Consider the following 20357-nt stretch of genomic DNA (forward strand, 5'->3'; position numbering starts at 1 on the left):
GCAGCGGTCGCGATGCCCGCACACAGAAGATTGCCTGCCTTTTGCACACCAGCCGAGACCCCGGGGTACACCGGGCGCCGGCTGACCGGCCGTTGCCGTCCGGCAGCGGCTCCCTGTTGGTCCGAGGAGACAACAATGAGCAAGAGTTGGAAAACGCTGTTGGGCGCGGCCGCGGTCATGGCGGGAGGATGGGTCCACGCGGCCGATGCGCCGCCGGATATCAAATTGATGCAATTGTCCGTGGGCAAGATCGAGCTGGACAAGGGCTTCATGACCGCCATGGTGGACGTGGGCACCAAGATCAAGATTCCCGTGCCGGCCTACGTGATCCAGCACCCGCGCGGGCTGGTGCTGTTCGACACCGGCATGAACCAGGCCACGGCCGACGGCAACTGCGCCAATTACTGGGGGCAGGGCCTGTGCGGGGCGTTCAACTCCATCCAGGGGCGCGACGAGGTGGTGGACCGGCAGCTCAAGGCCGCGGGCTTTGATGTCAACGACGTGAAGTACGTGGTGTATTCGCACTTCCACCTGGACCACGCAGGTAACATCAAGATGTTCCCCAAGGCGCGCCACGTGGTGCAGAAGGCGGAGTTGCGGGCCGCCTGGTGGCCGGAGAAGTTCCAGCGCGCGGCCTATGTCATGAAGGACTTCGACACCACGCGAGACTACGACTTCATTCAGGTCGAAGGGGATTTCGACCTGTTCGGCGACGGCAGCATCGTGCTGCTGGACACCAAGGGTCATACCCAGGGCCACCAGTCCCTGCAGGTCAAGCTGAAGAACACGGGCACGGTGCTGCTGGCGGCGGACGCCATCTACACGGGCGAGAACGAAGCCGGCGTGATCCCGGGCATCACGTGGAACACGGCCGCATCCATGCTGGCCATCGACCGGCTCAAGCAGATCCGCGACGCGCGCCAGGGCCAGCTCTGGTACAGCCACGACGCGGAACAGCACGCGCAGAACGCCAAGACCAAGGTCTTCGACTGAGGGCGCGCCATGCAGCCGGTAGTCGCCTTGCACGAAGTCTGCAAGTCGTTCGGGCCGCGTCAGGTCCTGCATTCCCTGAGTCTCAGCGTGGGACCAGGCGAAATCGTGGGTCTGCTGGGTCCGAACGGCAGCGGCAAGACCACCACCTTGCGCCTGATGGCGGGCTTCTACGCGCCCGATAGCGGCCGCATCACGATCCGCGGCCGCCAGCCGGCCGCGGGGCGCGGCAACGCCGACATCGGTTATCTGCCGGAGCGCGCGCCGCTGTATGACGCACTGACAGTCTTGCAATACCTGGAGTTCGTCGCCGGCGTCAAGGTCGCGGGCGGCGCCGGAGCCCGGCGCCAGGCGATCGAGCGGGCCATCGACGGGTTCGATCTGCAGGGGCTGACGCGCTCCACCATAGGTCGGCTGTCCAAGGGGCAGCGCCAGCGCGTCGGCCTGGTGCAGGCCGTATTGAATGACCCGCCCGTGCTGCTGCTGGACGAGGCCACCAACGGACTGGACCCCGTGCAGATCGTCGAGGCGCGCGCCATGATCCGGCGCTGCGCGCAAGGCCGCGCCGTGGTGTTCAGCAGCCATTTAATGCAGGAAGTAGAGGCTTTGTGCACCCGCATTGCCATCCTGCGCCAGGGCCGGCTGGTGGAGGACGCGGCGCTGGGCGAGACCCCGGCCGCGCTGCAGCTGAGCCTGAAACTGCCCCTGGCGCGGCATGCCGCCTTGCGCGCGGCCTTGCTTGCCTGCCCCGGGGTCAAGGGCGCAGACGCCGAACCGGTGGACGCGGACCACAGCAAATGGCGCATAGGCTGGGACCGCCAGGAGGGCGGCGATGCGAGCTGCGACGCGGTGCTGCGCATTGTGCTCGCGCATGCGGAACTGCGCGCGGTGCTGTCCATGCACGACGCCGTCGAGGCCCGCCTGCTGGCCGCGCTGGCGCCCAACGACGCGCAACTGCGGAGGCGCGCATGAGGAGTTTCCTCGCCCTGTATCGCAAGGAACTGCGCACCGACTTCGGGTCGCCCGTGGCGCTGGCGGTGGTGGCGGTGTTCTGGGCGCTGTCGGGCTATCTGTTCAGCTTCAACCTGTTCTTCGTCAGCACGGGGCAGATGGTGACCGCCTTCCACAATATGACCATTCTGCTGATCCTGGTGATGCCGCTGGTCAGCATGCGGGCATTCGCCGAAGAAGCGCGGCAGGGCACGCTGGAACTGTTGCTGACTTTGCCGCTGCCGGACTTCATCTTGGTCGCGGCCAAGTATGCGGCCGGATTGACCGTGCTGGCGCTGATGCTGGCGGGCACCGCGTCCGCGGTGCTGCCCCTGGCCTGGTACGGGCAGCCGGACTACGGGCCCATCGTCGGCGGCTACATCGGCGTGTTCCTGTACGGCGCGCTGTTCCTGGCCATCGGCATCGCGATGTCCAGCGCCTGCACCAATCAGATCGTGGCGGCCAGCGCCACCTGGGGCATCCTGGTGCTGCTGTGGTTCATCGACTATCCCGCCGCGCTGGATGCCTTTCCCGCGCTATCGCCGTTCTTCCAGGCGTTGTCGCTGTCGGCGCAGCACGTCGACTTCATCCGCGGCGTGCTGCCAGGCCCCGCCACGCTGACATTGGCCAGCCTGACGCTGCTGGCCCTGATGGCGGCCACGGTCAATCTCAAGCGCTGGAGGCTGCGATGAACCGCGATGCCGCGCACCGCGCCGTAAAGCGCCTGGCGCTATGGCTGCCCGTGATGGCGGTTGCGGCGCTGCTGTTGGCGCTGAACCTTTGGGCCTCGCGCCATCTTGGCCGCCTGGACCTGACCGCCCAGCGCCTGTACAGCCTGGCTCCCGAGAGCATCGAAGTAGCGCGCCGTATCGGCCAGCCCGTCGAAGTCACCTGGTTCTACGACCTGCGCAACAAGAGCATGCTCGACGCGCTGGAGTTGTTGCGCCAGTACCAGCGCGCCAATCCGCTGATCCAGGTGCGCGGGGTGGATCCGGCGCTGCGTCCGGCAGAGGCGCGCGAGGCCGGCATCCAATTCGCCGGCAGCGCCGTGCTGGTCGCGGGCGAACGGCGCCTGACGATCAACGGCGGCACAGAGACCGATTTCACCAATGCGCTGATCCGCATCAGCCAACGCGGCGCGCAGACCGTCTGTTTCACGCAAGGCCATCGCGAAGCCGCGCTCGACAGTCTGACCTCGTTGGACGACCTGGAAGAACACGACGGCGACGAGAACCTGGTGGCCCGGGTCGAGGTGCACGAGCAGCATGGCATGGCGATGGCGCGCAACGCGCTGCGCACATTGGGCTTCGCCACGCGCGGCGTGAACGCGGGCAACCTGGCGCAGGCGCTGCCGCAATGCTCGGTGGTGGTCGCGGCCGGCCCGCGCACGCCGTTCGGCGCGGACGATGCGCAAGCGCTGCGGGAATGGACGGCCGGGGGCGGCAAGACCCTGTTGCTGCTGGAGCCGGACTCGGCCCACGGCCTGGACGCCTTGCTCGGCGACTTCGGCATCGCGCGCGCGCCGGGCGTGCTGGCGGATCCGGCCAGCCATTACCGCAACGATCCCGGCAGTCCGGCCGTCAGCGACTACACCCGGCACAAACTGACGCGCGGCCTGCCCTTGAGCTTCTTCCCTGGCGCCGCCGGCCTGGAACCCGCGGGCGACAGCCTGCCCCGCGGCGTGGTGGTGACGCCGCTGGCGCAGACTTCCGACCAGGCGCTGCTGCCCGGCCGGTCCGCCGCGCGCTACGCGCTGATGGCCTTGGCGACGCGCAACGCCCAGGGCGCGGACGGCGCCGCGCTGCCCATGCTGCTGGTGGCGGGAGATAGCGATTTCGCGACCAACCGCCATTTCGCCATCCTGGGCAACGGCGCGCTCTTCACCAATGCGGTATCGCTGTTGGCGGGCGAGGACGCCTTGCTGACGATACGGCCCCGGCATTACGAGAACCGCCGGGTCGAGCTGACCAACCGCCAGATGCGCGCGGTCTTCTGGACCAGCACGGTGGCCTTGCCCCTGCTGGCGCTGATGGCCGGACTGCTGATGTGGTGGAGGCGCCGGTGAACGCCGCGCGTGCCGGCTGGTCGCTGCTGCTGGCGGCGGGCATCGGCCTGTCGCTATGGCAATGGCGGGAGGCAACCGAGTCACCGCAGCGCCATGGCGGCCATACCCATCTGCACGACGACTCCGGTAAGCCCGCGCGACTTCATGCCTGGAGTCCGGCCGATGCCGCGCAGGTGGTCTTGGCCACACCCGGCGCCTCGCTGCGGCTGCGGCGCGGCGCGCAAGGCTGGGTGGCGGCCGCCGGCCAGACTGCCGACGGCTTCGATGCAGAGGAATTCTTGGCGTTGTTTTCGCAGGCCCGCAGCGATCGCGCGCTGGTCCCGCAACCGGACCAGCCCTACGGCCTGACGCCGCCGCAATTGCGCATCGAAGTCCTGGATGCGTCCGGCGCCAAGCTGGCGAGCCTGGACGTGGGCGAGCTTGCGCCAGATGGCTTAGGCCGTTATGTGCAAGTGCCGGGCGAGCCGGAGATACGGATCGTCCCCAACTACCAGACCCGCGCGCCGTTGGCCGCCATGGCGATTGCAGCCCCTTGAGTACGCGGCACTCTATCGTCCGCGAAGCCGGGCTTGCACAAAGATAAATAGTCGCTGAAAAGGCGCATACCTATACTTCAAAGCCATTAACAGGCGGGTTCCAAAGGCATCGGAAGAATGTTGCAGAACCTGTCGGAAAAGTGCCCTCCGGCCTGTCCGCGATGCATCGCGGAACGGATGCGGAACGGTTGATAACGAGACAGGGCGCGCCGCGCGCGCCAGGGCGACGGCCCGCACAGCCAGGCTTGCGATCCATGTTGCAGGACGACGGATCGGCGAGCGCGGCAGGTGCACAGCACTTAGGGAGAAAACGCTTGACCTTGGATCTACTGCCTCTCGCCTTGGTGGACGGCGTGGCGTATGCCAGTCTGCTGTTCCTGGTATCAATGGGGTTAACCCTGGTGTTCGGCGTGATGGGCATCCTGAACGTCGCCCACGGCGCCTTCTATGCGTTCGGGGGCTATGCGGCCGCCAGCTTCGTCATGTTCCTGGCGCCCAGGACGGACTCTCCCATCCTGCTGTTCGCGGCCTTGTTCGCGGCGGCCGTCGCGGTCGGGCTGGCGCTGGGCAGCATCATGGAGTTCCTGCTGATCCGACGCGCACAGAACTACGATCCCATCCTGAAGCTGCTGCTGACGTTCGGCGCATTCCTGATGCTGGAGGACATCCAGCGCATGCTGTGGGGCGCGCAGCCCTACAGCGCCAGCGAAGTGGTCAACCGGCTGGGCAACATCGAGATCGGCGACATTACCTACACCACCTATCAACTGGTGGTGGTGCCGGCGACCGCGCTGCTGGCCTATGTGTGCCTGGAATTCTTCCTGCGCCACACCAAGCTGGGCAAGCAGACCGTGGCGACCACGCACAACCGCGAGGTCGCGACCTCGCTGGGCATCAATGCCAAGAAAATCGGCTACGTCACCTTCGTGATCGCCACCATCCTGGGCGCGCTGGGCGGCGCCATGGCTGCGCCGACCACATCGCTGGTGCCGGGCGCCGGCACCGACATGACCGTGTTGTCGTTCGCGGTGGTAGCCACCGCCGGCCTGGGCCAGATCACCGGCGCGCTGATCGCGGCGCTGCTGATCGGCGTGATCCGCGCCATCGCCGTCTATGCCGCGCCGGAACTGGAGGTCGCGGTGCCGTACATCATCATGGTGCTGGTGCTCATCATCCGGCCGCATGGCCTGTTCACCGTGGCCCAAGCGAGGACGATCTGATGAGAGTTCCCGTTCTCAGCCTGCTGGCCGCGCTGCTCACGCTGTTCCTTGGCTACACGTACTCCTGGACCATCACGCCCATCGTCATCGGGCTGACCTACGCGATTGCGGCGCTGGGCGTATCGGTGATGGCCCGCGCCGGGCAGATTTCCTTCGGCCACGCGATGTACTCGTGCATCTCGGCCTATACGGTGGCCTTCCTGGCGAGCGCCGTGCCTGGCACGGACGCGCTGACGCTGATCCTGGCCGGCGTGCTGGCCAGCTTCCTCGCTGCGGTGGTCATCGGCCTGTTCGTGGTGCGCTACCGCGGCATCTTCTTCGGCATGCTTAACCTTGCCCTGAGCATGGTGCTGTTCGCGCTTCTGGGCAAGCTCTACACCCTGACGGGCGGCTCGGACGGCCTGCGCATCGTGCGCCCGGCGATGGCGGGCTTTGCCATGGAGCGGGAATCGTTCGAGCGCGCGCTGCTGGTGCTGACGCTGGTCCTGTCCTTGATCCTTGCGTGGTGGGTGCAGCGTTACTTCCGGTCCGGCAGCGGCCAGGCCCTGTCGGCGATCAAGACCAACGAAACGCGCCTGGAATATCTCGGCTTTTCCGCCTACTTCATCATGTGGAAGGGCTACCTGCTGTCGGCCGTGGTGGTCGGCTTCTCGGGCGCCATCCTGGCGCTGATGCAAGGACTGGTCACGCCCGAAATCGGGTCCTGGCTGCGCTCCGGCGAATTCGTCTTCATCACCATCCTGGGCGGCGCCGGCCATGCGGCGGGCGCATTCCTGGGCGCGGTGGGCTTCGAATCCGTGAAGCTGATCTCGGCGGCCTACTTCCCCGGGCTGTGGCAGTTCCTGCTGGGCCTGACCTTGATCCTGGTGATCTTCATGTTCCCCACCGGCTTCGTCGGCCAGATCATGAAACGCGCCGCGGCGCAGCGGCGCGAGCAGACCCGCGCGCAGGCCCCTGCCCGGATCCCGGTGAGGAACTGAAGATGAAACCCCTCATTCAAACCAAAGACCTGTACCTGGCCTTCGGCGGCGTGGTGGCTGCCGACAATATCAACTTCGAGCTGCACGAGGGCGAGCGCCTGGCAGTGATCGGACAGAACGGCGCGGGCAAGACCACCTTCATCAACATCTGCACGGGCTATCTGGCGCCGTCCCAGGGCAAGGTCTATTTCGACGGCCGCGACGTCACGGCGATGGCGCCGCGCAAGATCGTGCGGCTGGGGTTGGGCCGTTCATTCCAGTTGCCGCAGCTGTTCACCGAGCACACCGTGCGTCAGTGCGTGCAGATCGCGGCGGCGCGGCGCAACAAGGAGCTGAGCTGGTTCCGCTCGCTGGAAAGCACCATAGACGAAAAGGAAGTCGACGCCACCCTGGACCTGGTAGGCCTGCTGCCCGAGGCCGACGAGATCTCCATCGGGCTGCCCGAAGGCAAGCGCAAGCTGCTGGACGTGGCCATGGCGCTGGCGCTGCGGCCCAAGCTGCTGATCATGGACGAGCCCACCAGCGGCGTCGCGTCCGAGGATAAGTTCGGCCTGATGGAAACCGTCATGCATGCGCTGGATGAGCGGCGCGTCACCAGCTGGTTCGTCGAACACGACGTGGACATCGTGTCGCGCTATGCCACGCGGGTGGCGGCCTGGATCTCGGGCAAGGTGGCCGCGGACGGCACGCCCGATGAAGTCTTGAACAACGCGCAGATCAAAAGCGAAGTGCTGGGGGCCTGAGAACATGCTGAACCTATCGGGCGTCAACGTAGATCTGGCCGGCAACCGTATCCTGCGGGACGTCAGCGCCAGTTTCGAACCTTCCAAGACCATCGGCATCGTTGGCCGCAACGGCGCGGGCAAGACCACGCTGTTGCGCACCATCATGGGCCTGACGCGGATCAAGTCCGGCAAGATCGCCTTCGACGGCACCGACCTGACCGCGCTGCCCGGCCACCGGCGCGCGGCGCTGAAGGTGGGCTATGCACCCGAGGACCGGGTGATCTTCCCCACCATGACGGTGGAGCAGAACCTGCACCTGCCCTGCGAAGTGCAAGGCCAGTCCAAGGCCGAGATCGAGGCGCGCGTCGCCACGGTGCTGAAGGTCGTGCCGCAGCTGGAACCCATGCTGCAGCGCTCCGGCTCCGCGTTGTCCGGAGGCCAGGGCAAGATGGTGGCGCTGGCGCGCGCCGTCATGGTGGGTACGCGCCTCTTGATGCTGGATGAGCCCTTCCAGGGCCTCGCACCCAAGCTTGCGCGCGATTACACCGAAGCGCTGGCGCGGCTGAAAGAGCTGCAGCCCGACTTGTGCGTGGTGATCACCGAGTCCAACGTCAAGTTGCTCGGCGACATCCCCGACCAGATATGGACGATCGAGCGCGGCTCGATCACGCTGAACTGATTCCACGGAGACATTCCATGACGCAGATGATCATCAATGGCCGCCAGGTCGATGCCGCCGACGGCCGCAGCATCGAGGTGGTTTCGCCGGTAGACGGCAAGGTATTCACCACCATTCCGCGCGGCCAGCAGGCCGATGTGGACGCGGCGGTGCGGGCGGCGCGCGCAGCGCTGGACGGCGAGTGGGGCGGGCTGAGCGCGCTGGAGCGCGGTCGGCTGTTGCTGCGCCTGGGCGAGAGCGTGTTGGCGCATCACGAGGAACTGGCGCAGCTGGAATCGCGCGACACCGGCAAGCCCATGTCCACCGCGCGCGCCGACATCACGGTGCTGGCGCGCTACTTCGAGTTCTACGGCGGCGCGGCCGACAAGGTGCATGGCCAGACCATCCCCTTTCAAAAAGACTATTCGGTCCAGCTGATCCGCGAGCCGCTGGGCGTCACCGCCCATATCATTCCCTGGAACTATCCGGCGCAGATGTTCGGTCGCAGCGTGGCGCCCGCGCTCGCCATGGGCAACGCCAGCGTGGTCAAACCGGCCGAGGATGCCTGCCTGTCCATCGTCCGCGTGGCCGAACTGGCGCTGGAAGTCGGCTTTCCGGCCGGCGCGCTGAACATCGTGACGGGCCTGGGCGAAGAGGCTGGCGCCAGCCTGTCGCGCCATCCCGACATCAATTTCATCACCTTCACCGGTTCCAACGAGGTCGGCGTGCTGATCCAGCAGGCTGCCGCCGTCAACGCCGTCAAGTGCGTGCTGGAACTGGGCGGCAAGTCGGCGCACATCGTGTTCGACGATGCGCGCTACAAGCTGGCCATTCCGGCCATCGTCAAGGGCATCGTCCACAACACCGGCCAGACCTGCACCGCCGGCAGCCGCCTGCTGGTGCAGAAAGGGATCTATGCCGATTTCATGAAGGCGCTGGCCGAGGAATTCTCCAAGGTGCGCGCGGGCACGCCGGACATGGACCTGACCTGCGGCCCGGTGGTCAACAAGGCGCAGTACGACCGGGTCAACCGCTACATCGCCAAGGGCCTGGCGGACGGGTTGAAGGTGGTGGCGGAAGGCGCCATCGCCGACGGCGTGCCGGAGGGCGGCTACTTCGTCAAGCCGACCCTGTTCAGTTCGGCCAATCACGATAGCGATCTGCTGACCCAGGAGATCTTCGGGCCGGTGCTGGTGGCGTTGCCCTTCGACACTGAGGCCGATGCCATACGCCTGGCCAACGCCACGGAATACGGTCTCTTGGGCGCGGTCTGGACCGAGAACGGGGGACGCCAGCAGCGCGTGGCGCGCGGCATCAAGTGCGGCCAGGTCTACATCAACGGTTTTGGCGCGGGCGGCGGCGTGGAACTGCCGTTCGGCGGCGTGAAGAAAAGCGGACACGGGCGCGAGAAAGGCTTCATCGCGCTGGAAGAAATGAGCACGACCAAGACGCTCATCCAATACTACGGCGAATGATCGCCACACCATCCGGAGACAAACAATGAGTCAGTTGCAAGGCAAGGTCGCCATCGTTACGGGCGGCGGCAGCGGTTTCGGCGAGGGTATCGTCAAGCTGTACGCCAAGGAGGGCGCCCGCGTCGTCATCGCCGACATCAACAAGGAGGCCGCCGACCGCGTGGCAGCCGAAGTTGGCGCCGCCGCATTGGCGGTGAAGGCCGACGTGTCCAGCCGCGCCGACATCGACAACACCGTGCGCACCTGCCTGGAAAAATTCGGTTCGGTCGATATCGTGGTCAACAATGCCGCCATCACCCACAAGAACCAGCCGATGCTGGACGTGGACGAGGCCATGTTCGACCGCATGTTCGACATCAACGTGAAGTCCATTTACCACATGGCGCAGGCCGTGGTGCCCGTCATGCGCAAGCAGAAGCGCGGCGTGATCCTGAACGTGGGCTCGACCGCCGGCATCCGGCCGCGTCCGGGCCTCAGCTGGTACAACGCGTCCAAAGGCGCGGTCAACGTGCTGTCGAAGTCCATGGCGGTGGAGTTGGGACCCGACGGCATCCGCGTCAACGCCATCTGCCCGGTAATGGGCATCACCGGCATGTTCGAGCTGTTCATGGGCCTGCCCGACACGCCCGAGAACCGTGCCAAGTTCGTATCGACCATTCCGCTGGGCCGCTTCTGCCAGCCTTCGGACGTGGCCGCGGCAGCGCTGTTCCTGGCCAGCGACGCCGCCGAGTTCATTACCGGCGTCGAGTTCCCGGTGGACGGCGGCCGCACGGTCTGACGTGCCGCGCCCGGCGCGTCCGGGCGCTTCTCCATACTTTCTGTGGGTGACTGGCGTATGAAAATCAGAGCGGCGCTGTTGAGGGAAGTGGGGGTCGAAGGCCCCTATGCCCAGACCCGGCCATTGAGCATTGCCGAGATCGAACTGGACCCGCCCGGCACGGGCGAGGTGCTGGTGCGCATCAAGGCGGCCGGACTATGCCATTCCGACCTATCCGTCATAAACGGCGACCGGCCGCGCGGCGTACCCATCGTGCTGGGCCATGAGTCGTCCGGCGAGGTCGTGGAAACCGGCGCCGGCGTGACCGACCTGAAGCCGGGCGATCATGTGGCCATGGTGTTCGTACCCAGCTGCGGTTGCTGCAATCCCTGCATGGAAGGCCGGCCGGCCTTGTGCGAACCGGGCGCCGCGGCCAACACCAAGGGCACCTTGCTGGGCGGCGATCGCCGCCTGCACATCGGCGACGAATACTTCAATCACCACACCGGCGTGTCCTGCTTCGCGGAGTATGCGGTGGTGTCGCGCCGTTCCTGCGTCAAAGTCAACGTCGAGCTCAGCCATCGCGAGGCCGCGCTGTTCGGCTGCGCGGTGCTGACAGGCGCGGGCGCGGTGCTGAATCGCGCCCGCATCAAGGCAGGCGATACCGCTGCCATCGTCGGCCTGGGCGGCGTGGGGCTGAGCGCCTTGCTGGCCGCCGTGGCGGCCGGCGCGCGCCGCGTCGTGGCGGTCGACCTCAGTGACGAAAAGCTCGCCCTGGCCAGGGAACTGGGCGCGACGCATGTCGTCAACCCCAGGCAGCTGAAGTCCGATGACGATCTCTATGACCTGGCCGGCGGCCGGGTGGACTACGGCTTCGACATGGCCGGCGCGGTGCCCGCGTTCGAGACCGCCTACAAGCTGACCCGCCGCGGCGGCGCCACCGTAACCTCGGGCCTGCCCAATCCCAAGTTCAGTTTTCCGCTGTCCCTGTCGCAGATGGTGGGCGAGGAGCGCGAGATCCGGGGCAGCTACCTGGGCTCCGGCGTGCCTGCCATCGACATCAGCCGCTACATCGACCTGTACAAGGCGGGCCGGCTGCCGGTCGACCGCATGATGGGCAAATCCTTTTCGCTGGACCAGATCAACGAGGGGTTCGATCACCTCGCAACCGGCGGCAGCCTGCGCGACGCCATCGTTTTCTAAGGGCATAGACCCGATACCAACACTGGAGACAAGACCATGAAGACTTCTAGATTGGCGGCGCTGCTGGGCGCCACCCTGCTGTCGGGCGCCGCGGCGCTGGCAGGCGCGGCGGACAAGCCCAAGGAACTGAACATTGGCATCTCGACCTATCTGTCGGGGTCGGCGTCCGTGTTCGGCGTGCCCGCCCGCGATGCGGCCGAGATCCTGATCCAGGACATCAACGCCAACGGCGGGATCGATGGCGTGAAGCTGGTGCCCAGCTACATCGATGAAGGCGGCGGCGGCGAGAAACTGCTGTCCGAGTACCGCCGTCTGGCCGAAGGCGGCACGCGCGTCATGCTGTCGGCCATCTCCAGCGGCCACTGCAACATCGTCGCGCCCGTGGCGGAAGACCTGAAGGTGCTGAACGTGCTGTGGGACTGCGGCACCGAGAAAGCACTGGAAGGCAAGAAATACAAGTACGTGGTGCGCACCCAGGCCAATGCCACCACCGAGATGGTCGCCCAGGTGCTGTACCTGATGAAGGTCAAGCCCGACTTCAAGACCATCGCCATCGTCAACCAGGATTACGCCTGGGGCCGCGATTCGCGCGATATCTTCCTGGCCGCGCTGAAGAAGTTCAAGCCCGACGTCAAGGTCGTGGCCGAGATGTTCCCGAAGTTCGGCGCGGCCGACTTCTCCACCGAGATCAGCCGCCTGCAGGCCTTGCGTCCGGACGTCATCGTGTCCACGTCGTGGGGCGGCGACCTGGACAACTTCGTGCGCCAGGCCTCGCAGCGCAATCTCTTCAAGAACTCGACCTTCGTGCTGTCGCTGGCCGAAAGCTCTCTGGAGCGCCTGGGCAACGCCCTGCCCGAAGGCGTGTACGTCGGCGCTCGCGGCGACCACTATTTCCTGCATCCGGAAACCAAGGACGATCCGCAGCACCAGGCTTTCGTGAAGAAGTTCCACGATAAGACCGGCGCCTATCCCATCTATTCGGTCTATCACATGGTGCAAGCGATCCAGGGCCTGAAGGCGGGCTACGAGAAGGCGATCAAGGACAACGGCGGCGCCTGGCCCAGCCCCGAGCAGGTGGCTGCGGCGATGCACGACGTGACCTTCAAGGGCTACGGCCGCGACGTGAAGATGCAGCGTGCCGACGGCCAGGGCCTGGAAGCGCAGTTGTTCGGCGTGACCAAGAAGAGCGACAAGTACCCATTCAAGGTGCTGGCCGACATCACCATCGTTCCGGCCGAGCTGGTGACGCCGGGCGTGTCGGACACGTCCATGGAATGGATCGACAAGAGCTTGACGCCCGATGTGCTGAAGAGCGATCAGATCAAGGTGTATTCGAACTGAGCAAGCAGGTGTGAGCTGGCATGGCCCCGGCGGAAATCCGCCGGGGTTTTTTTTGCGGTGACTCCTGCGCGGCAATTCGTTGGACGGGCTGACGGCCGAAATTGTCGACTTGTTGGATGCCGCGCGCCTAGCGGCGGCGCGCAGCGTCAATGCGCTGATGACGGCCAGCTATTGGGAGATTGGTCGCCGGCTTATCGAAGCCGAGCAGAAAGGTAAGCGGCGGGCTGGCATTTGACCTCTCCGAACTGTCCCAGGTCCTTACTTTGCCGTGGCCGGCCCATGTTCGGTTGCTGTCTGTCAAGGATGACCATGCCCGCCGGTTCTACGAGGCGGAGGCGCTGCGCGGTGGCTGGAGCGTGCGACAGCTCGACCGACAGATCGGCTCCGCGGCTACCGAGGACTTGCGAGGATGTGTGGCGCGAGCGGCTTTTGCCGTCTGCACTGTCCGCGCGTCAAGCCATCTGTTCGAGCAGCACGCAGTTGCGGCCGGTCAGCTTGGCCTTGTACAGCAACTCGTCCGCGCGGCGCGACAGGTTCTCCAGCGCCGCCGTATCGCCGCCGCGGGCATGGGAGACGCCGAAACTGGCGGTCATGCTGAAGGAGGGACCGCCGTCGGCGCGGATCCGCGTTTGCGCGATGCTCAGACGCATGCGTTCCGCAATGTCCCGGACGCGGTCCGGATTGCGGCTGCGGCACAGCACCGCGAATTCTTCGCCGCCCACGCGCGCGACCACGTCGGATTCGCGGAAGGTCGTGCGGCACAGGTGGGCCACGGTCTTGAGCGCTTCGTCGCCAGTGGCATGGCCGTGCGTGTCATTGATGGACTTGAAGTGGTCGATGTCGAACAGGATGAAGCCCAGGCCGTCCTGCGCGTCGTTGCGGATGTCGTCCAGCGAAGCTTCCAGGCGCTTCTCGAAGGCGCGGCGGTTCAGCAGGCCCGTCAGGAAATCCGTTTCGGCCATGATGGCGAGGTCTTGAATCAGGCGGTCGCGTTCGAGCTCCAGCTTGCGCACGGCGGCGGCGTTGTCGTTGAGCACGTTCAAGGCCTTGAACATGCCGTTCACTTCGCCGCGGTATTGGTCCGCCGGAATGGCCGGCACGTCGCCGCCTTTTGCGATCGCGCCGATGATGTTCGTGGCGCGCACGAAAGGCCGGATGACGCGCTTGCGGAACATGGACAAGCCGATGATCAACGCGGCGGTGAGCATCGCGGCGGCCGCCAGGGTGGTCAGCAGCACGCGGATCGCGGCCTGGCGGTTTTCGCCGATGCGCCGCTCCACTTCATTGAGCATCAGGTCGCGGAACCGGAGGATGGACTTCATGCGCGGCACATAGTTCGCGCCCAGTTCGTACATCGATACCAGGGATTCTTCGGGCACCCGTTCGGCCATGGCGCGCACGCTGTCGAGGTAGTTCATGCCGTCGCCGAAGTACTGCTGCTGCAGTTCGCGGTAGGCGAGGGAGGAGGCGTATCGCGGCATGCTGGCGATGTTGGCGTCGATCAGCGCGCGTAGTTGGTCGATGCGGCCGATCACGCGTTCTATCCGCAGCTGGTCGCTGGCGGTCAGGGTGCGGCGCTTGCTGAGGGCGGGCGCGAACGTGGAGCCGAGCAGGCCGGCCTGTTCGCGCAGTTCGCCGGCCAGCAGCGCCAGCGACAGCAGGTCGAAGTCTTCGCCCTGGTTTCGGGCGATCAGGCCGATGCCGTCGGACATCGCGGCGCGCAGTTCGGGAACCACCGCGACCATGTCGCCGACCACTGTCGACAGGTTGTGGCCGGAGGTGTGGGCGCGGGGCGCGGCGATGGCTGCGTCGGCGCTGGCGCGGGCGTTCAACAGGGACTCGCGGATGCGCTGGATGTTGGTGAATTCGCGGGCGCCGTTGGGATTGAGGGGCGCGCGGTAGAGCGCAAGCAGGTCGGCGATCTGCGCATTGGTGTGCTGGCGGGCTTGGTCCAGCGCGTGCAGGATGTTTTCAGGGACCGGCAGGTCGGAACCCAGCGCCGAGTTCATGGGGCCGCGTTCGGCGGATACGGCCTCCATCGTCATCAGGGTCGTGCGGACCACGACGAAGCCTCTCAGGGCGTCGTCGGTGGCGGCCAGCGACCGCCAGTTCTGCTGCACCACGATCACGGTCAGCATGGAAACCGGCAGCGCTACGCCTGCAGCCAGTGTCAGGAAATACCTTTCAAGGGATTTGAGAGCAAAGACATTGCGGAACATGCGTAAACATCGGCTCGGAACAATGACTGGTGGCCGGAGGTTACTTGAAATGCGCTACGCATAAGCATTGTTTCCCCTCCACATTCCGACAGGTGGAAGTTTGTATCGCATTAAATCGCATAGTCTCATTTCCGAGCGCATTGCATCACTCTATTGCGAGTCCTCACATTGCGTTCGCCGCCCGCGCGCGGCGGGCGGGTCACGGCCGCGCCACGGGCAGCTTTTCCAGCGCGTCCTTGAAGTCGGGGTACTCCTTCAGGAAATCCAGGCTGCGCCCGAACCGCTTGAGCAGCTGTTCGTCCACCGTCAGATTGAGCACGGTTGCGCCGTCCCACAGCCTGGGCCGCTTTTTCACATGGATCAGCACCTTCTCCGTGAACTCGCGGTAGGAATCGTGCGGCTCGCATTGGTCGTAGTCCGTGGCGACGCGTTGCGCCAGTCCGGCCTCCAGGCCGGCCTGGCGCGCCTTCTCCTGCAGCCACGAAGCCGGCAGCGTCTGCAGGCTGCCGTCGCGGTAGCCGCCGCCGACGTCCGAATGGGCGCCGATGAACCAGCGCTGCTCGACCGGATGGTCGGGCGGGCGCGGCTCGGAGTTGGCCAGACGGGTCCACAGGGTCGGCGCATACGGTTCGCGGAATTCGTTGGTGGCGATGGCGTGATAGGCGTGATGGACGTGGTTGCTGAGTTCGGTGTCGTGGAAGTTGTAGAACCTGGAGAAGCCCGGAAAAGGAATGCCGCCCACCGGTATGCCCAGGCTGCCGACCGTGTCCCAGACGCCGACGAAATGCACGTCGGTCTCGCGCGAAAAATTCAGGCGGAAGGTCGCGGCTTCCAGCGAGGAGGGGATGCAGTCGTCGCGGTAGAGCGCGTAGGCTTGTTCCACGTTGCTGTCGGAAGGATCGTTCAGCAGGCCGCATTTGCGCACCATGCCAGCCAGGCTGCGGGCGGAGTAGGCGCCGCGGCTGAAGCCGAGCAGGAAGATGCGGTCGCGCGGTTCGTAGCGTTGGCAAAGCCAACGGTAGCCCGCGCGGATGTTGGCCGACAGCCCCGCGCCAAAGGCGCCGCCGGCGAACTTGTCGATGGCCGCCCACAGGCCCTGGCCCTGCGTGCCCACGCCTTCGATGTAGAACGTCTCCTGCGTGGAGGTCTCGGGCGCCGCCTTGTAGAGTTCGTAGACGTTGGTGCGGTCATTGGGTTCGTTCCAGGTCCCGTCGAAGAATACGGCTAGATTCTTCACCATGATCGTTCTCCACAGATTGAGTCTTGCAATGAATCTGCTTGCTGGCATGGCCCGCGTCGTGCGCGACGGTAAGCTAGCACGGCGTTCAGACGCCGCCGGGTGCGTGGTTTCCCTGCTGAACGGACATACACCGCTTTTTTGACTAGCTAATTGGTAGCAATCCATCGCCCCGGCCAGGTTCGCAGGGCGGCGCGGGTGCAGCAGGAAAGTTTCACTACATCAAAAGTTGCAATCCTCATGACAAGCGTGGCTAGGCCCGCATGCGTTGGCGGCCTCGGCGCGCATGGAGTATGTTGCGGGCAGGGCGGCCGCGGGCCGCGCATTACCTGAGTAGATGTACATGGGACGTTTAGCCATATTGGGCGCCTTGCACGAAGAGATCGCCGACCTGCTGGCGGCGATGGACCCGGGCGCCGCCATCCATCGCATTGCCATGCGCGACTTCCACGTCGGCACCTTGTGGGGCACGCCTTGCGTGATTGCGTTGAGCCGGATCGGCAAGGTGGCCGCGGCTGCGACCGCCTCCATCGTGATCCAGGAGTTCCAGGCATCGCGGGTGATCTTCACCGGGCTGGCCGGCGGCTTGCATGAGGATGTGGCGGTGGGCGACGTGGTCGTGGCCAGCGGGCTGATGCAGCACGACATGGACGCGCGGCCGCTGTTCGGGCGGCATGAGATCCCCTTGTTGGGGCGCGAACGCTTCGATGCGGATCCGGTTCTGAGCGGGCGATTGCTGGAAAGCGCAGGGCAGTTCGTGCGCGGCCATGCCGGCTTGCCGGCGGAGCAGGGCGCACGGCCGCCGCGGGTGCATCATGGACTCATCGCCACCGGCGACGTCTTCGTCAACAGCAATGACTATGCGCACCAGCTACGCCAGCGCCTGCCCGATGCGCTCTGCCTGGAAATGGAAGGCGGGGCGATGGCGCAGGTCTGCTACGAATTTGGCGTGCCCTTCGCGGTGCTACGGGTGATTTCGGATCAGGCCGATCACGCCGCGAAGGCCGACTTCACTGACTTCCTGGTGAACCTGGCGCGGGTCTACACCGCCGGCATCCTGGCGCCCCTGCTGAAGTCGGGCGCGCTGCGGGAAGCCTAAAGCTGGCGCTTGTCAGCGGCCGGTGTCGGGGTAGTTGGGGCCGGCGTCGTGGAAGCCGCCCTCGCTGTACGGATTGACCGCGCCGGGATGGGGCGGGCCGCCATTGCCTTGCGCGCAACCGGCCAGGACCAGGGCCGTGGCCATGAGAGTAAGCAAGCGGGTCAGGGCGGATTTCATGATGGTCTCCTGCGCGTACCGCTGTTGCGGGGCGCTGCTGGTCTGTCTTGGTTATTTTACGCCTCGGCGCCAGTGGCGGACCTGGTCTTGCGTTTGGTCTGCGGCGCCGCGCAGCGCTGCTGATAGGCCTGCACCTCGCGGGAGCTCGCCGCCTGGAAGTAGGGGTGCGGATGGCGGGCTTCGCGCAGCGCGTCGTGCATGCGCCCGCCCCACACGCATTGCGCCTCGGCCTGGTTCCAGAGCCGGGTGGCCAAGCCTTGCTGGCCGTGGCGCCACAGCGCCAGGCCGTAGTCGGCCACGATTTCCTCGTCGCGCGGAATCTCGCGGTAGGACTGCTTCAGCAGGTCCAGCCCGCCGTCGATGTCGCCCTTCAGGGCCAGGATCCAGCCCAGGGTTCCCAAGTTGTAGGGGAGCGGGCCGGCGGTGGCTATCGATTGGCGCGCTTGGGTTTCGGCTTGCGCCAGGTGATCGGGAAAATCCGCCAGGTAATAGGCGATGCTGTTGGCCCAGTCGGGTTCGTCGCGCAGCGGCGTCTCGGCCTGGCGGCGCTGCAATTCCAGCGCGTCCTCCAGCGCCAGGGCGGGCATGCCCAGCAGGCGTTCCAGCTTGAACCGTGCGCGCAGCACATCGCGATCCACGGGCGCGGATCCTGAGCGGGCGCGTTCCAGCCATAGGCGCGCCAGGTCGGCGCGGCCGGCCATCAGCAGCAGGTTGGCCATGTCCAGCTGTTGCTGCGGCTCTGCGCCGCAGGCGGTGGCATCCACCAGCTGCAATGCGCCCTCGGCATCGTCCTGGCTGAACTTGCGGTTGATGGCGTCCAGCTCGTCGAAGCACTGGCGGTTTTCCGCCGCGCTCGCTTCGGTGGATATCGACAGCGTGGCAGCGGGCTGGTCGTGGGTGAAATAGGCGGTATTGCCCTGGGCGGTGGTGTACCCAAGGTCCACCCATTGCTCGCCCCAGCGCACATGCATGGTCGTGACGTAAGGCCAACCTCCCAGCGGCTCCTTATCCCCGCCGCGCTGCAGCTGGAACACACTGCCCCAGGCGCCGCTGCCTATGCGCCGGATCAGGGTGAAGTCATCGGCGGAATGCGCCTCGCGGGTCCAGATCCAGGCGCTGCGGCCCAGCGCGTCGGTGACGCCGTGCACGATGCCGTCGTGGTCGGGCGTACCCTCGATGGACTGGTCTTTATCTGTCAGGAACAGGCGGTATGGCGTATTGGGAGCAATGGCGCCGCCGCGGCTGTTGTCCAGCCTCAGGATCAGGTAGCGGCCATGTTCTCCCTTGCCATACTGCGGCATGCCCTGGGGCGGGGCCGCGGGCGTGCTGCGGGTGGCGGGTTTCCGGGAGGACGAGCCGGCGCAGGCATAGGCCGGCAGAGCCACCTGGGCAAGCGCGAGCGCGCCGGACAACAGCAACGGGTACAGCCTGGATTGCGGAAGCGTCATGGGTGCTGCTTGAGGTCTGAGCGAGAGAGCCTGAGAGACAGGCGGCATTCTCTCAGAGAACGCGTTGTGCCGCTGGTTCGCGCGCAAACACGGCGGCAGCGAAGGATCGGATGCAGCGGACGCGGTCCTGTGGCATTCTTGCGCCCGCACCCCGCCGCCGCATGCGGCGCATTCCCGTTCCATGATGCCGAGAGTCTTCCTGCGGTTCTGTGATTTCCTGCTGCTGTCCGCCGCGGCGGCGCTGTTCGGCGCTTGCCTGACTTCGGTGCTGAAGACCGATGCCTACGGCTGGATGATTCCGGACGCGCCGTACCTGTACGGGCCATTCGAGTTCTATGTCGATGCCGCCGTGGCGGGGCTGGCGGGCCTGCTGACGCTGGCGCTGGCCGAGCGCGTGGCGCGGGTGCGCCGCTCGGCCGCATGGCGGACCGCGGCGACGCTGGCCGCCGCGTTGGTCGCGCTGTATCTGGCGCCGCCCGAGCCTCAGGTGTTCGGCAACACCTGGGCGCCGGGCGAGGCCACGATGGAACTGTTCGTGGCGCAGTGGCGCATGGTGCTGCCGATTGCGTTCGCCGTGCTGGGGTTGCGCCTGGGATTGCGGCGCGTGCTTGCGCGGTCCGCGGCCTAGCCCTGCTCCAGCCGGTAGAACTGCTGGCTTGCGATCAGCGTCGCGCCGCAGGATGTCTTCATGCCTTCCAGCGCGGTGCGGCGGTCCGAACTGACGGCGGCCGCGCCTTCGACGATGGTATGCGTGCCGCTGCACTTGGGGCAGGTGACGCGATCGCCCAGCCGGGCCATGGGCTGGCCGAAGATCATGACTGTTTCGTCGCCCGTGACGACCACTCCGCCATGCGAGGTGCGGTCGCCCTTGCGTATCACCGATAGCTGCGCCATGGCTGCCTGTTGCCCTGTCAGTTTGGTTATGTGTGCTTACAGATAGGTGCCGTCCGGGGCCTGCCGCGGCGTGCCGGTGACGAAGGTGCCGTCGGGCGCCATGCGGACCGGGCCGTCGCCGCCCAGGTAGCGGCCGTCAGGCGCGCGCTGCGGCTTGCCGGCAACGTAAGTGCCGTCCGGCGCGCGCGTGATGGGCCCGCCGTCGCCGACGCAGGTGCCGTCGGGGCAGCGGCGCGGCTTGCCATTGATGAAGCGGCCGTCGGGCATCATGTGGAATGACTTGTTCATCGCGCATCCTTGTCCTGGGGAACCCGCATGATATCCAGGGTCCGTGATGCGTTTT

21 protein-coding genes and 1 pseudogene are annotated in these 20357 nt (G+C 66.2%); 16 read left to right on the forward strand and 6 right to left on the reverse strand.

The genetic code is table 11. The annotated features are described in order from the left end of the window. Positions 1 to 135: 135 nt before the first annotated feature. The 14 genes and pseudogenes from NGK62_RS15530 to NGK62_RS15595 all read left to right on the forward strand — a co-directional run. Positions 136 to 993 carry an N-acyl homoserine lactonase family protein gene (locus NGK62_RS15530; protein ID WP_251879062.1) on the forward strand — a complete coding sequence of 286 codons (858 nt, stop codon included), beginning with the start codon at positions 136 to 138 and terminating at the stop codon, positions 991 to 993. Positions 994 to 1002: 9 nt separating this feature from the next. Further along, on the forward strand, positions 1003 to 1962 hold the full coding sequence (locus tag NGK62_RS15535; protein ID WP_251879064.1) for an ABC transporter ATP-binding protein: 960 nt from the start codon (positions 1003 to 1005) through the stop codon (positions 1960 to 1962). After that, entirely contained in the window at positions 1959 to 2672 is a 714-nt protein-coding gene (locus NGK62_RS15540; protein WP_251879066.1) for an ABC transporter permease, read from the forward strand. The genes NGK62_RS15535 and NGK62_RS15540 overlap by 4 nt, the downstream gene beginning before the upstream one ends. Continuing rightward, positions 2669 to 4045: a GldG family protein gene (locus tag NGK62_RS15545; protein WP_251879068.1), complete on the forward strand. Its 1377-nt coding sequence runs from the start codon at positions 2669 to 2671 to the stop codon at positions 4043 to 4045. Before NGK62_RS15540 ends, NGK62_RS15545 begins: the two co-directional genes overlap by 4 nt. Beyond that, positions 4042 to 4581, forward strand: a complete 540-nt coding sequence (locus NGK62_RS15550) for a DUF4340 domain-containing protein (protein WP_251879070.1) — start codon at positions 4042 to 4044, stop codon at positions 4579 to 4581. The genes NGK62_RS15545 and NGK62_RS15550 overlap by 4 nt, the downstream gene beginning before the upstream one ends. A gap of 314 nt (positions 4582 to 4895) precedes the next feature. Continuing rightward, positions 4896 to 5801: a branched-chain amino acid ABC transporter permease gene (locus NGK62_RS15555; RefSeq protein ID WP_251879072.1), complete on the forward strand. Its 906-nt coding sequence runs from the start codon at positions 4896 to 4898 to the stop codon at positions 5799 to 5801. After that, positions 5801 to 6781: a branched-chain amino acid ABC transporter permease gene (locus tag NGK62_RS15560; RefSeq protein WP_251879074.1), complete on the forward strand. Its 981-nt coding sequence runs from the start codon at positions 5801 to 5803 to the stop codon at positions 6779 to 6781. The genes NGK62_RS15555 and NGK62_RS15560 overlap by 1 nt, the downstream gene beginning before the upstream one ends. A 2-nt stretch (positions 6782 to 6783) precedes the next feature. Further along, positions 6784 to 7524 carry an ABC transporter ATP-binding protein gene (locus NGK62_RS15565; RefSeq protein WP_251879076.1) on the forward strand — a complete coding sequence of 247 codons (741 nt, stop codon included), beginning with the start codon at positions 6784 to 6786 and terminating at the stop codon, positions 7522 to 7524. A 4-nt stretch (positions 7525 to 7528) separates the two neighbouring features. Beyond that, a complete protein-coding gene (locus NGK62_RS15570) occupies positions 7529 to 8185 on the forward strand; it encodes an ABC transporter ATP-binding protein (protein ID WP_251879078.1) in 657 nt (218 codons plus the stop codon). Positions 8186 to 8202: 17 nt separating this feature from the next. Further along, on the forward strand, positions 8203 to 9639 hold the full coding sequence (locus tag NGK62_RS15575; RefSeq protein ID WP_251879080.1) for an aldehyde dehydrogenase family protein: 1437 nt from the start codon (positions 8203 to 8205) through the stop codon (positions 9637 to 9639). 25 nt (positions 9640 to 9664) lie between these two features. Continuing rightward, on the forward strand, positions 9665 to 10417 hold the full coding sequence (locus NGK62_RS15580) for a glucose 1-dehydrogenase (RefSeq protein WP_251879082.1): 753 nt from the start codon (positions 9665 to 9667) through the stop codon (positions 10415 to 10417). Between the two features lie 57 nt (positions 10418 to 10474). Then, positions 10475 to 11599, forward strand: coding sequence for a zinc-dependent alcohol dehydrogenase family protein (locus NGK62_RS15585; RefSeq protein WP_251879084.1), 1125 nt, complete (start codon positions 10475 to 10477; stop codon positions 11597 to 11599). Between the two features lie 36 nt (positions 11600 to 11635). Continuing rightward, entirely contained in the window at positions 11636 to 12940 is a 1305-nt protein-coding gene (locus NGK62_RS15590) for an ABC transporter substrate-binding protein (RefSeq protein ID WP_251879087.1), read from the forward strand. Positions 12941 to 13004: 64 nt separating this feature from the next. Beyond that, a pseudogene (locus NGK62_RS15595) lies at positions 13005 to 13326 on the forward strand (DUF1016 N-terminal domain-containing protein); the annotation flags it as partial. Between the two features lie 66 nt (positions 13327 to 13392). Here NGK62_RS15595 and NGK62_RS15600 read toward each other — a convergent pair. Together NGK62_RS15600 and NGK62_RS15605 are read right to left on the reverse strand one after the other, a co-directional pair. Next, complete coding sequence (locus tag NGK62_RS15600; RefSeq protein WP_251879089.1) at positions 13393 to 15078, reverse strand: GGDEF domain-containing protein; 1686 nt, start codon at positions 15076 to 15078, stop codon at positions 13393 to 13395. Positions 15079 to 15358: 280 nt separating this feature from the next. Then, positions 15359 to 16399: a T6SS phospholipase effector Tle1-like catalytic domain-containing protein gene (locus NGK62_RS15605; protein WP_059371243.1), complete on the reverse strand. Its 1041-nt coding sequence runs from the start codon at positions 16397 to 16399 to the stop codon at positions 15359 to 15361. A gap of 340 nt (positions 16400 to 16739) precedes the next feature. On the opposite strand from NGK62_RS15605, the gene NGK62_RS15610 reads away from it, so the two are divergent. Next, a complete protein-coding gene (locus tag NGK62_RS15610; RefSeq protein ID WP_059371476.1) occupies positions 16740 to 17495 on the forward strand; it encodes a 5'-methylthioadenosine/adenosylhomocysteine nucleosidase in 756 nt (251 codons plus the stop codon). A gap of 12 nt (positions 17496 to 17507) precedes the next feature. On the opposite strand, the gene NGK62_RS15615 is transcribed toward NGK62_RS15610, so the two are convergent. Further along, complete coding sequence (locus tag NGK62_RS15615; protein ID WP_165867768.1) at positions 17508 to 17672, reverse strand: hypothetical protein; 165 nt, start codon at positions 17670 to 17672, stop codon at positions 17508 to 17510. Between the two features lie 56 nt (positions 17673 to 17728). Next, a complete protein-coding gene (locus NGK62_RS15620; RefSeq protein ID WP_251879091.1) occupies positions 17729 to 19120 on the reverse strand; it encodes a hypothetical protein in 1392 nt (463 codons plus the stop codon). A 181-nt stretch (positions 19121 to 19301) separates the two neighbouring features. Here NGK62_RS15620 and NGK62_RS15625 point away from each other — a divergent pair, with 181 nt between their 5' ends. Further along, a complete protein-coding gene (locus tag NGK62_RS15625) occupies positions 19302 to 19748 on the forward strand; it encodes a hypothetical protein (protein WP_353506919.1) in 447 nt (148 codons plus the stop codon). Here the strand turns inward: NGK62_RS15625 and NGK62_RS15630 are convergent. Both NGK62_RS15630 and NGK62_RS15635 read right to left on the reverse strand, forming a co-directional pair. Then, the gene (locus NGK62_RS15630) at positions 19745 to 20014 is read right to left on the reverse strand and encodes a PAAR domain-containing protein (RefSeq protein WP_042795237.1); all 270 of its coding nucleotides are present in this window, start codon (positions 20012 to 20014) and stop codon (positions 19745 to 19747) included. The genes NGK62_RS15625 and NGK62_RS15630 overlap by 4 nt on opposite strands. Before the next feature lie 36 nt (positions 20015 to 20050). Further along, positions 20051 to 20302: a hypothetical protein gene (locus tag NGK62_RS15635; protein WP_251879093.1), complete on the reverse strand. Its 252-nt coding sequence runs from the start codon at positions 20300 to 20302 to the stop codon at positions 20051 to 20053. Positions 20303 to 20357 lie beyond the last annotated feature (55 nt).

It is taken from the genome of Achromobacter sp. Marseille-Q4954 (assembly GCF_943737025.1).
Taxonomy (GTDB): Bacteria; Pseudomonadota; Gammaproteobacteria; order Burkholderiales; family Burkholderiaceae_B; genus Achromobacter; species Achromobacter bronchisepticus_A.